The sequence below is a fragment of the Helicobacter typhlonius genome, assembly GCF_001460635.1.
In the GTDB taxonomy this organism is placed as follows: Bacteria; Campylobacterota; Campylobacteria; order Campylobacterales; family Helicobacteraceae; genus Helicobacter_C; species Helicobacter_C typhlonius.
Map to the genome: position 1 here is coordinate 232468 of NZ_LN907858.1, position 12040 is coordinate 244507.

13 protein-coding genes are annotated in these 12040 nt (G+C 39.9%); 8 read left to right on the plus strand and 5 right to left on the minus strand.

Features of this window, described 5'->3' with window-relative positions; genetic code table 11:
- Positions 1-88 precede the first annotated feature (88 nt).
- Positions 89-1192 (plus strand): polyphosphate kinase 2, encoded by a 1104-nt coding sequence (ppk2, locus tag BN2458_RS01195; RefSeq protein ID WP_034325921.1) that lies wholly within the window; start codon positions 89-91, stop codon positions 1190-1192.
- A gap of 193 nt (positions 1193-1385) precedes the next feature.
- Here ppk2 and BN2458_RS10530 read toward each other — a convergent pair whose 3' ends face one another.
- Both BN2458_RS10530 and BN2458_RS01200 read right to left on the minus strand, forming a co-directional pair.
- Positions 1386-1517, minus strand: a complete 132-nt coding sequence (locus tag BN2458_RS10530; RefSeq protein ID WP_268902964.1) for a hypothetical protein — start codon at positions 1515-1517, stop codon at positions 1386-1388.
- A gap of 160 nt (positions 1518-1677) precedes the next feature.
- Positions 1678-2160: a hypothetical protein gene (locus BN2458_RS01200; RefSeq protein WP_034325919.1), complete on the minus strand. Its 483-nt coding sequence runs from the start codon at positions 2158-2160 to the stop codon at positions 1678-1680.
- 175 nt (positions 2161-2335) lie between these two features.
- Here BN2458_RS01200 and BN2458_RS01205 point away from each other — a divergent pair, with 175 nt between their 5' ends.
- From BN2458_RS01205 to BN2458_RS01215, 3 genes are read left to right on the plus strand one after another with little or no spacing between them, the layout of a single operon-like run.
- A complete protein-coding gene (locus BN2458_RS01205) occupies positions 2336-2665 on the plus strand; it encodes a rhodanese-like domain-containing protein (protein WP_034325918.1) in 330 nt (109 codons plus the stop codon).
- Positions 2666-2702: 37 nt separating this feature from the next.
- Positions 2703-3377 carry a glycerol-3-phosphate 1-O-acyltransferase PlsY gene (plsY, locus tag BN2458_RS01210; RefSeq protein WP_034325917.1) on the plus strand — a complete coding sequence of 225 codons (675 nt, stop codon included), beginning with the start codon at positions 2703-2705 and terminating at the stop codon, positions 3375-3377.
- Positions 3378-3423: 46 nt separating this feature from the next.
- On the plus strand, positions 3424-3765 hold the full coding sequence (locus BN2458_RS01215; protein ID WP_034325916.1) for a dihydroneopterin aldolase: 342 nt from the start codon (positions 3424-3426) through the stop codon (positions 3763-3765).
- A gap of 18 nt (positions 3766-3783) precedes the next feature.
- Here the strand turns inward: BN2458_RS01215 and BN2458_RS01220 are convergent, their stop codons facing one another.
- From BN2458_RS01220 to BN2458_RS01230, 3 genes are all read right to left on the minus strand, one after another.
- Positions 3784-4803, minus strand: coding sequence for an MBL fold metallo-hydrolase (locus tag BN2458_RS01220; protein ID WP_052082221.1), 1020 nt, complete (start codon positions 4801-4803; stop codon positions 3784-3786).
- A gap of 127 nt (positions 4804-4930) precedes the next feature.
- Positions 4931-5590: a rhodanese-like domain-containing protein gene (locus BN2458_RS01225; protein WP_034325915.1), complete on the minus strand. Its 660-nt coding sequence runs from the start codon at positions 5588-5590 to the stop codon at positions 4931-4933.
- 15 nt (positions 5591-5605) lie between these two features.
- Positions 5606-8395 (minus strand): valine--tRNA ligase, encoded by a 2790-nt coding sequence (locus tag BN2458_RS01230; RefSeq protein ID WP_034343847.1) that lies wholly within the window; start codon positions 8393-8395, stop codon positions 5606-5608.
- Positions 8396-8466: 71 nt separating this feature from the next.
- On the opposite strand from BN2458_RS01230, the gene fliW reads away from it, so the two are divergent.
- From fliW to BN2458_RS01250, 4 genes are all read left to right on the plus strand, one after another.
- Complete coding sequence (fliW, locus tag BN2458_RS01235) at positions 8467-8889, plus strand: flagellar assembly protein FliW (protein ID WP_034325913.1); 423 nt, start codon at positions 8467-8469, stop codon at positions 8887-8889.
- A 14-nt stretch (positions 8890-8903) separates the two neighbouring features.
- Positions 8904-10934 carry an ATP-dependent helicase gene (locus tag BN2458_RS01240; RefSeq protein ID WP_034325912.1) on the plus strand — a complete coding sequence of 677 codons (2031 nt, stop codon included), beginning with the start codon at positions 8904-8906 and terminating at the stop codon, positions 10932-10934.
- Positions 10935-11027: 93 nt separating this feature from the next.
- On the plus strand, positions 11028-11738 hold the full coding sequence (gene pyrH / locus BN2458_RS01245; RefSeq protein ID WP_034343844.1) for a UMP kinase: 711 nt from the start codon (positions 11028-11030) through the stop codon (positions 11736-11738).
- A 69-nt stretch (positions 11739-11807) separates the two neighbouring features.
- On the plus strand, positions 11808-12032 hold the full coding sequence (locus BN2458_RS01250) for a DNA-directed RNA polymerase subunit omega (protein WP_034325910.1): 225 nt from the start codon (positions 11808-11810) through the stop codon (positions 12030-12032).
- Positions 12033-12040: the final 8 nt, after the last annotated feature.

Consider the following 12040-nt stretch of genomic DNA (forward strand, 5'->3'; position numbering starts at 1 on the left):
TGCAACCCCTTTACTATAGTTTAAGCTTGCTTTTTGTTCAAAAATAATACAATTTAGAGCATAAATTTTGCCTAAAAAGGAGGAAAAGATGGGAAAGCAAGAAAGACAAATTGTCATTAGACCAGAGAATGAGGGCAATATTCGGGAGATTTATAAGTCTAAAAACGGGCGTATGAAAGAGGATTTTTACCTTGAGGAGCTTACAAAACTGCAAATTGAACTTTTAAAACTGCAAAATTGGGTGAAAAAAACCAATCAAAAAATCGTCATCATTATGGAGGGACGCGATGCAGCAGGTAAGGGTGGCACAATTAAAGCTCTTACAAGCCATATGAATCCACGAGGTTGCCGTGTAGTGGCACTAAATAAACCTACTGAAACAGAAAAAACAGAATGGTATTTCAAACGCTACATTAGCACATTGCCAAGCGGAGGGGAGATTGTCTTTTATGATCGCAGCTGGTATAACAGAGCAGGAGTAGAAAAAGTAATGGAGTTTTGCTCTCAAGATCAATATAGAGAGTTTATTACTCAAGTTTCAAATCTTGAGCAAATGCTGATTTCAAGCGGCACAATGATTTTCAAATATTTTCTTGATGTGGGCAGAGAGGAGCAAAAGCGTAGAATCTTACGCCGCAAAACTGATCCACTTAGAATGTGGAAACTAAGCCCCATTGATGGCAAGTCACTTGATTTGTGGAATGAATACACCGAAGCGTTTGAAAAAATGTTTGCACGCACACATACGCACATATGCCCTTGGACGATTGTTAATACCAATGATAAAAAGCGCGCGAGACTCAATATTGCACGTGATATTTTGAGTAAAATTGACTATGAGGGCAAAGATCAAACTGCCGTGTGCTTACTACCTGATCCTAGCATTGTGTGGGTGTATTCTCAATATCAAACCGCACATCTTGATCCGACAAAAGAGGTTCAAAAGCAGCTCAAAGAGCTTAAAGAAATAAAAGAGGCGGAAAAAAAGGAAAGAAAAGCACAAAAAGCACTAGCAGAAAAGGTGGAAAAAGCCGAGAAAGAAAGGACAAAAGAGGAGAAGCAAAAGACTAAGCAAGAAGCCAACAAGGAAAAGGAAGTTAAGGCTGAAAGCAAACCCAAAAATGAGCCCAAAGCTAAAAGTGCTACCAAAGCAGAATCTGCTAAAGCTGATACTACGCCCACAAAATCATAAATTTCTCTTTTAATCCTCCTTAAACCAAAAGAGGGCTTAACCCAAAGCCCTCTAAAACCTCCTTTATCCATTTTCGAAATGAAACAGGATATTCTGTAATATCAAGCTTTTGAAGCAATTTTAGAGAGAAAATAAATAACAATACCTTTGAAAATTTTAAGCAACTTTATAGGGAATTTGGAATTGATAGGGTTCATTGCGTATATTGCATTATGCTTTGAGCGATTGATCTTACATCAATCACAGGAAAGTTTGCTTGAGTGCAGCTAAAGCCTATGCTTAAGCAAAAAACAATCTTAAGTAGTCTTAGTCGTGGTGCTTTCATCTTTTCTCCTTAGAATATAAGAGTAAAGATGAGTTATCTCTTTTAATGTCGCTTATGATTATAGCGTAAAAGATTTAAGAAGTTAAGTAAAGGAAGTAAATCAGCTTAGGCATTACATTATAGAGATGTAATGCCTAAGCGTGAGTTAAAAAGTTATTTCTTATCGTATTTTTTGTTTCTTCTGCAAACTTAGAAGAATCATTTGTTGTAAATGTTTTTGATTTGCTAAAAATAAATTTACATAGTGCGTGATTATCAACACTTTTTTTGAATGTTTAGATATATCAAAATCTTGCTTTTCAAGCTTTTTAACAGCCTTTTTATATAATTCTACCAAAGCACCAATCTCTTTTCTATCGTAATTGATTTTGTTAGATTCGTCTCTTGTGCTACTTGGGTCGAGTATATCATTACTACCATAATAAGCAATCTTATTTTTATGATAATATTGCTTACACGCTTCTATGTTTTTCTTATCATTGACATTATCTTTAACAATATCATCTGGAGACTTTACTACTCCTACCTTTTTTCCTGCTTCTAAAGTCTTTCCTAGTCCTTTTGTAACACCTCCTAAGTCAAAAGCACTTACTCCTGTAAGTAAAACACTCAATGCAATTACTCCAACTACACTCTTTTTCATTTTTTCTCCTTATGATAAAAGCAAAATTTAAGCCTCCGCTATAACAAAAAAACAAATAAAAACTTTATTTTGTTTCATTCTTTCATATTACGATATAAGCACTCTGCAATCTTTTGTATATTTTTAATAAAGATTCTTATGTTACAATACACACAAATGTTTTTTAAGGAATCTTATGGAATTTAAAGGAAAGAATAACCCAAGCCTTGCCAATCCACTTTATGCCGAGGATTTGGACGAGAGCTTTTGTATTATTGATATTCGCTACCCCGAGGATTACGCGCTTTGCCATATTAAAGATTCTCTGCAGCTGAATAATCCTTATGATGTGTATGCACATATCAAAAAAAATCCAAACCAAAAATACGCCCTTGTGTGCTACTCGGGACATACCGCGAGTATTTTAGGCAGTGAGCTTGTGGAGGAGGGCTTAGAGAATATTTATTATTATGATGATGAGTTTAGCACACTTGCAAACGCGCATATTCAACTCATCAGCAAATAATGCTATAATCGCACATTACATTAACAAAGGATTATAAATGAGTGTCTTATCAAGTCTGCTCTATGTCTTTTCAAATATCAATGTGATTTTTTATGTCCTTGCCTTTATTGTGGGTGGGATTCCATTCGGGTGGCTATTGCTTAAGGTGCTTTATAAGACTGATATTCGCCAAATTGGCTCGGGCAGTATCGGCGCGACAAATGTCTATCGCACCCTCAAAGAACGAGATGAAAAAAAGGCAAAGCCCCTCTCTATCCTCACTATTGTGCTTGATGCGAGCAAGGGTTTGATAATGGTCGCACTCGCAAAGGCAGTAGGACTAAGCTATGAAACACAATGGGCAATCGCGCTCTTAGCTATTATAGGACATTGTTATAGCCCTTATCTTGGATTTAAAGGAGGCAAGGGCGTGGCTACCGCTATTGGTTCGGTGCTGTTGCTTATTCCTGTGGAGGGGATTTGTGGGTTGATTGTGTGGGGGATTGTGGGCAAAGTGTTTAAAATCTCCTCGCTCTCCTCGCTCATTGGCGTTCTAAGCGGTATCGTGCTTACTTTTGTTATCCCTTATATTTTGCCCCTGCCAGATAGTATTTCTATTGTCGCACAGATTCACACGCACACGCCTGTGGTGCTTATCGGGCTATTTATCCTTTATACGCATATTCCTAACATCAAGCGACTTTTTAGCGGACAAGAAGGTAAGGTGCTGTGAGTTTGCGTTCTAGTGAAAGCATATCGCAATAAAGGTGTGAGATTCTATGAATACGGAATCTATCACGCTTCATATTGAGAATCTCTCCCTTGAGACGATTATTGGCGTGTTGCCTAAGGAGCGCATCGCAGCTCAAAGGCTTCTTATAGAGGCGCATATTACCTATGAATATAGCGGTGAATATCTCAATTATGTGCATATTTGTGAATCTATTACCCAATGCCTACAAAATGGCGCATACGAACTTTTAGAATCCGCCCTTACAGACATAGCAAATGAGCTTAAAAAGCATTTTGTGTGTATCACACATCTCACACTTTGTATCAAAAAGCCCGATATTCTCGCTCCTTGTGTCGTTGGCGCAAGTATTTCACGCGATTTCACTTAAGATTCATAACCATAGAATCTAAGTAAGTTGTCCCCACCAACGCATAGTGTTTATATTTTCCCAAAGCGGCAAAATTTCACCAATACGAGGCGTCAAAAGCAAGAATGGGTAATCTTTGTTTCCTAAATCATAGAGTGCGCAAAGAGATTCTAAAGGTTGTGTAAAATGATGAGGAGCAAGGGCAAACTTGCTATTATGAATAGGCATAAGCCTTTTGCATTTGATGTCAATAGCCGCCTGTAAGGTTTCGTGTGGGAAGAGATGATTTTGCGCCCAGCGCATATTGTATTGCCCATTTTCGATAAAGGCAAAATCAAAGCCTCCAAAACGCTCACCAAATACCCTAAAATGTTCGCCATAGCCACTATCGCCACTGCAAAAGATATTTTTACCCCTGCTTTGTAGCACAAAACACGCCCATAAACTCATATTTTTATCAAACAACGAACGTGTAGAATAATGCCTTGTAGGCAGGGCGTGAATTGTGAGATTCTCAATTTCAATATTTTGCCCCCATTCTAACTCAATAATGGATTTTATCCCCCATTTGTGCAATATTTTCCCTATGCCAAGCGGAACAATAGCACATTTTATTTTATCCTTGAGGGCAAGAATACTTGCCTTGCTCAAATGGTCATAGTGATTATGTGTGATAATAAGATAATCAATACTGCTAAAATCACTTGCACTAAAAATATCAGCTCCATTAAATGCGCGAAACATATATGGCAGGGGTGAGGCATTATCCCCGATTAATGGGTCAAAAAGTATGCTTTTACTATCAAGCCACAGCATATAAGAGGAATGCCCAAACCACACAAAACTATCCTGTGCGGGCATATTGTAAAGATTGCTTTTTATGCTCGGTATGGTAATATGCTTATGGGGGAGAAAAGATTTAAATAAAAATCGCATTATAGAATCTTCATAATGGCTGTAAGATTCTATAATGTGCTGCTCCTTAGCACCAACAGGCTTAAGCGTTTGAGTAGGATATACGATAGGGTCATTTTCGAATCTGCGCGAATGCTTCAGCATATCTCCCTCTCGTATCAAGTGTGTAAAAATTTAGAAAAACAACCTCTTTAAACTCAAAGGCAAGATTCACTTCACAACCTTTGCACCCTCATTTTTAAGCATTATGGATTGAATAAACCCTTTTATCCTACATCTCGCAGCAGTGAGGTTTTTCTGTGGTGATAGGCAATCCTAAATCTTTCCACGCATTAAATCCTCCCACGAGACGATAAAGCTGCGTGTAGCCAAGATGTTTAGCCCACATAATGCCTATGTGCGCACTTCCCATAGGCGCATAGATATGCTCCCCGCTGTCATAAAAGACGATTTTTGCGTCTTTATTTTCTCCAAGTAGATGGATAAATTCTTCTTGTGGGCGCGAAAGCGCATCAGCTTCCCAATTCCACTCGCTCCCATTGTCATTAAGCGTTGGGCTAATGGCAAATTCAAAATGCTTTGCATTAGGGATTAGCCCTAGATTATAAATACCGCGAGGCAGGGTAGAGATAATCACAAATTCACCATTATGCGCGTTTAGCTCATTTGGTGTGATGAGTGTATAGCCACTCGTTGCGGCACGAGAAATGAGCGAAGCGGTATCCTCGATGAGATTGTGCGCTATGCCACTTTGCAGGAGTGAATCCTGTATCATTTTTGCGCCCGCCTCATCACCAGCCGCCCTTTTCTCTGTGAGTGCCACTACCTGCGGATAAATATCGACAAACTTAGCACTAGTATTCTTTTCATCTTTTGAATCTGCACAGCCCCAAAACATTAGGCATAGTGCAAACATAAGCATTTTTTTCATTTTTTCTCCTTAATTTTATGGGTGTAAAAGCGCATCAAGTTCGGCGCAAATTTTATCATATTTTTCTTGTGTGTTCTGTAAGTTCGCGCGATTTTGTTCTAGCACGGCTTTTGGGGCGTTTTGGACAAATTTTTCATTACTAAGCATAGATTGTAGTTTTTGTAATTCTTTCTCGCACTTGCCCTTTTGGTTTGTAAGACGCGAGATAATGCCACTCAAATCAATACCTCGTAACTGGATAAAGCACTCGCAAAATTCCCCTACATCGCCCACGCTTGATTCAGGTTTGCTATCTATAAGTGTGAGTGTGCCGACTTTTGCGAGTTTGCATACAAATTGTTCTAAAAGTGCATTATCAATAGAATCTTTTATTTTGATAAACACCTGTTCAATGGGTGCTAAGCCAAGCTCAAGCATAGCCCTAAGGCGGCGAATGGAGACAATTACATCTTGTATGATGTAAAACTGCCTCTGCAATGCCTCATCTTTCGCATTTTGTGCTTGTGCCTTGGGATAGGGCGCAATCATAATAGAATCTGCAGAATCAATTTCGCTCTTACTAAGACTATGCCATAGAAAGTCTGTAATAAAAGGCATATAGGGGTGTAAAAGTAGAAGTGCGCTCTTAAATATTGCTCCTAGCTCATAAATAGAATCCTTACTTGCCTTTGCAAGTTCAATCCCCCAATCGCAAAATTCTCCCCACAAAAAGCGATATAAAATACTCGCCCCCTGCTCAAATCGATACTCTTCTAGGGCGTTTCTTACCTCGTTTGTTGCGACATTAAAGCGCATTAGCATATAAGCACCGAGCGCACTTTGAATCTGAATCTCGCTCAAATTTGCAAAGCCCTTTTGTTTTGCCTCCTCGCCACCGAGTTGCTCCAAATACATATTTAAAAACTGCGTGGCGTTATAAAGCTTGTTTGTGAAGTTTTTTGTGTTATCTAGTGTTTGGGTGGAGAGCTTCACATCGCGCCCCTGTGCGCAAAGTATAGCGAGGCTAAAGCGTAAAACATCAGCACCATAGGTTTCTATCATCTCTAGTGGGTCAATCACATTTCCCTTAGATTTACTCATTTTTTGCCCAAACTCATCACGCACTAGCGCGTGGAGATAGACATTTTTAAAGGGGAGTTTGCCCAGCAGCGATTCCCCGCTTAAAAGCATACGCGCCACCCAGAAAAACAAAATATCAAAGCCTGTGATAAGCAAAGTATTTGGATAAAACTTGCTCAAATCAGAATCCGCATAGAGGGCTTTTTGTGAATCTTGCGCGTTGCTTATAGAATCTTTAAAAGATTGAGGAGTATTTGTATCTTGCTCCTTTTCATTTCCCCAACCCAATGTGCTAAACGCCCATAAGCCAGCGCTAAACCAAGTATCTAGCACATCATCATCTTGCTTTGTGATATTTTTATGGCATTTGGGGCAGGTAGGATTGTCATTTATTGAGGCAACTTTTTGCCCACATTCGCAATACCACATGGGGATTCTATGTCCCCACCACAGCTGCCGAGAAATACACCAATCCTTAAGCTCCCTCATCCACGCGTTGTAGTTATTCAGCCATTGCGGTGGAAAAAAATGTAGCTCTTTATCATTTACTTTTCTTATAGCATTTGTTGCAACTTCTTTTTTGACAAACCATTGCTTTGAAACATAGGGTTCTACGACATTACCGCAGCGGTAGCATTTGCCGACTTGATTTGTATAATCCTCGATTTTTTCGATAAAGCCAAGTTCCTCTAGCTTTTGCACGATCAGAGGACGCGCTACCAGCCTATCTTGCCCTTCAAATTCCCCAGCCTCTGCGTTTAAAATGCCTTTTTGGTTGAAAATCACGATTGATTGGAGATTGTGCCTCTTGCCTACCTCGTAGTCATTCACATCGTGCGCGGGAGTTACTTTTACACAGCCAGTTCCAAACTCCATATCCACGTGTGAATCCGCAATAATAGTAATAGGGCGATTAAGAAGTGGTAAAATCACACTTTTGCCGATAAAGTGCTTGTATCGCTCATCGTTTGGATTTACCATAACCGCGCTATCGCCAAAGAAAGTCTCTGGTCGCGTGGTAGCGACAATGATGTATTGCCTAGATTCTAAAGCTCTCTGTGCGTTTATAGAATCCACATTTGTAGAATCTTCTAAGATAGGGTAGCGCAGGTAGTAGAGCTTGCCTTGATTTTCCTCATACTCTACTTCAATATCAGAGAGTGCGCCGTCTTGCACACACCAATTTACCATATAGTAGTCCTGCACGATGAGTCCTTGATTATACCACTGCACAAATGCCTTTTTTACCGCATTTTGTAAGCCTTTATCCATAGTAAAGCGCAGACGCGACCACGCAGGGGTAATGCCTAAATGGCGCATTTGGTTTAAAATCATTCCCCCGCTTTGTTCTTTCCATTCCCACACTTTAGCAATAAATGCTTCCCTGCCTAGACTCTCCTTTGTCAAACCTTGTGTTGCAAGTTGCCTTTGCACGACATTTTGCGTAGCAATTCCTGCGTGGTCGAGTCCGGGCTGATAGAGCGTCTTAAAGCCGTCCATTCGTTTAAAGCGCGTGATAATATCTTGCAATGTGAAAGTGAGCGCGTGCCCTATGTGCAGTGTGCCTGTAACATTTGGCGGAGGCATCATAATACAAAAATGCTGCTGTGCATCTTGCCAAAGAGATTTATTCCCCTCAACCTCGAAGTATCCTCGCTCCTCGCATAGTTTATAAAAATGAGATTCTATCTCTTTTGGCTGATAACCTTTTTTTGTTTCTTGTGTGTTTTGTCCTGCAGGATTCATAAAACGCCTTTTGGTATTTAATTTGCTTTTGTTATAATACCACAATGCTAAAAACAAAATGGAGGTTAATTATGACTTATGAGCTAAAGATGGATATTTTGGGCTTTGAGGGCACTAAGAAAGTGGAGCTTGAAAAGATTGATGATACTTTTAGCAAAATCCGCGCATTAGACGGAGATAAGCCCTTTGAAATCACACTTGTGAATCCTTTTTCTTTGTGTGATTATAGTTTCACTATCCCCACTGCTGATGAAAAGCTACTTGATTTGGACGAAAAGAGGGGCGATAAAGTAGAGGTGTATTGCGTTGTTGTCGTGCAAAATCCTATCGAAAATTCTATTGTGAATCTTATGGCACCTTTTGTGTTTAATCCAGCAAATGCCTCTTGTTTGCAAGTTACGACTTTGCCGGTAGCGGAATATCCTCAATTTAGCAAGGTGCAACCTTTAAAAGAGTTTTTATCAACAGAGATTCTGCAAACTCTTAGCAAATAGTTTTTGCCTGCCTTATGCCACTCTCCTCACTCAATGCAGAACAAGCAGAGGCAGCAAAAGCACCCAGTGGACATAATCTCATCATCGCTTCGGCAGGGACAGGTAAGACGGCTACGATTGTCGGGCGCATAGCTTATCTTTTACAAAGCGGCTATGATCCTAGCGATATTTTGCTTCTCACTTTTACAAACAAGGCGAGTAGCGAGATGATTGCGCGTGTGGCGAAAATTTTTGGCGAGAAAATAGCAAAAAATATAGAATCTGGCACATTTCACGCTGTGGCATATCGCTATTTGCGAGAGAATTATCATATCCACCTTAAGCAACCAAAAGAACTTCTTACGCTTTTTAAAAGTATTTATGATAAGCGCGTTTTTATGCAAGAGGATTCTAAACCCTATGCCGCGCGTTATTTGTATGAGTGCTACTCGCTTTTTATAAACTCCGCCCCAAAACAAACTTTCAGCGTGTGGCTTACTGAAAAGAATCCCCAGCAAGAATCTTATGTGGAGATTTATGAGGATATTTTTGCGGAATTTAGCGAACTCAAAAAAACTCATCATTATGCGGATTATAACGATTTGCTTATACTTTATAGAAAATCTTTGCTCCAACTTAAAGAGCCACTTTTCCAAGAGGTGCTCTGTGATGAATACCAAGATACAAACCCCCTGCAGGATTGCATACTTGATGCGCTCTCCCCTCCCAGCCTTTTTTGCGTGGGGGACTATGACCAAAGTATTTATGCCTTTAATGGTGCGGATATTAGTATTATTAGCGGATTTAGACAAAAGTATGCAGATGCACGGGTTTTAACATTGAGTAAAAATTATCGCTCAAGTAAGCATATACTTGATCTTGCAAATCGGGTGATTGAAAAGAATGAGCGCATTTATCCAAAGCATTTAGAAGTGATTAAACAGGGGGATTTCGCCCCGCCAAAGCTTTTGGTGTATGATGAGCTTTTTTTGCAGTATCAGGGCATCGCAAAATATATCGCACTAAGCAATCGCCCCTATGAGGATACAGCGATTATTTTTCGTAATAATTCAAGTGCAGATGGGCTCGAGGCAAGCTTGAGAGAGCTCAATATCCCTTCAAAGCGCAAAGGAAGTATGAGTTTTTTTGATACTAAGGAAGTAAGTCTCTTGCTCGATATTTGCTCTATTGTGCATAATCCGCGTGATATGATGGCATATATCCACACTCTAAGCTATGGAAAAGGCATAGGCGAAGCGATTGCAAAGGATATTTATGAGGCACTCTCTGTGTTAGGAGAGGGGGATTGTATCAAAGGAATGTTTCAGCCAAAGCAGAGTGCAAGAGTCTATAAGCAGAGGCATAAAAATACACAACTTGGGCTTTTTGATGATTTTTTTACCTTAGAATCTCAAGGGCGATTTGATGAGTTTATCGCCTCATCTTTTGCTTCTCACCCTATTTTGCAACATCCTAAGATTCATAAGGAGGGTGCGATATTTCTAAGCAATTTTTATGAAATGCTCCACGAGATTCACACAATGAGAAATCCAAAGGTGCTTGTTAGCCACATCGCCAGTTCTCAATTTTTTATGCAAATTGCGCATATGCTTGCTATGATTCGTGCGAAAAACAAAGACGGCATAGTCGATAGTGAGCGATTTGAGAATGTTTTAGAATCTATTAAGCGTAAATGCTCACTTTTGTATGATTTATCAAGGAATCACACCGATTTAGGCAAGTTTCTCAATGCGATGATACTTGGCTCAAGCGAGGCGGTGGAGGGAAGCGGAGTACATTTGCTTAGCATACACGCCGCAAAGGGCTTGGAGTTTCAAAATGTGTATATCGTGGATTTAATGGACGGGAGATTTCCAAATCGAAAGCTAATGAGTAAGAGCGGGAGCTTAGAAGAGGAGCGTAGGCTTTTTTATGTGGCGATTACTCGTGCAAAAGAGAATCTTGTCTTATCCTTTGCTAAAAAGGACGCGCTGAAAAATATCAACTATGCGCCTTCAACCTTTCTTTACGAAGGTGAGCTACTTCATAAAGATAGCGTCATCTAAGATATTGGAATCTTGCAAGATGATATTCTAATATCTTTAATATTATTTAAGCTTTTAGGCTAGAATGGCAAACTTAAATTCAAAGGATAGGCTATGGGCTATAAGCGTGTGTTGGTGAAATTTTCGGGTGAGGCATTATCGGGCGATAGTGGATTTGGCATTGATGTGAAGATTCTAGAATATATCGCGGGTGAGATTAAGACGCTTGTAGATAATGGTGTTGAGGTTGGCATAGTGATTGGCGGAGGGAATATTATACGAGGTGTGTCCGCCGCACAAGGGGGTATTATCCGTCGCACGAGTGGGGACTATATGGGAATGCTCGCGACCATTATCAACGCGGTGGCTATGCAGGAGGCTTTGGAATATTTGGGAATTGATGTGCGTGTGCAGAGTGCGCTAGAGATTAAGGAAGTGTGTGAAAGTTATATCTACCGCCGAGCGATTAGGCATTTGGAAAAGGCGCGAGTGGTGATTTTTGGCGCGGGGACAGGAAATCCATTTTTTACAACAGATAGTGCGGCTACTTTGCGTGCGGTGGAAATCGGCGCAGATGTGATTATCAAGGCGACAAAAGTTGATGGTGTGTATGATAAAGATCCTCATAAGTTTAGCGATGCAAAAATGCTTGATACAATCAGTTATGATGAGGCTTTGAGGGATCATATCAAGGTAATGGACGATACCGCAATCGCCCTTGCCAAGGATAATAAGCTACCTATTTTGGTATGCAATATGTTTAAAAAAGGCAATCTGCTTGACCTCGTGAAGTTTGATAAGGGTATTTGCTCAATTGTTAAATAAAAAGATAAGGCTAAAACAAAGCAAAAAACGATACAATTTCGCGAAATAAAACTTTTCAAAGGATAGTATATGGATACATTACGGACAGAAGAAATTGCTGCAAAAGCACTAAAGCGCGTAAATGATGATAGATATGTGCTTGCAAGTCTCATATTTGAGCGTGTGAAAGAATTGGGAGAGGGTGCAAAACCTCTTATAGATGCAGATGTAAAAAAGGACAAGTTACCAGATATTGCTATGCGCGAGATTGCCGAGGGTAAGATAGAGCTTACCTCTATTGAGGATAAAGAATAGGAATATAT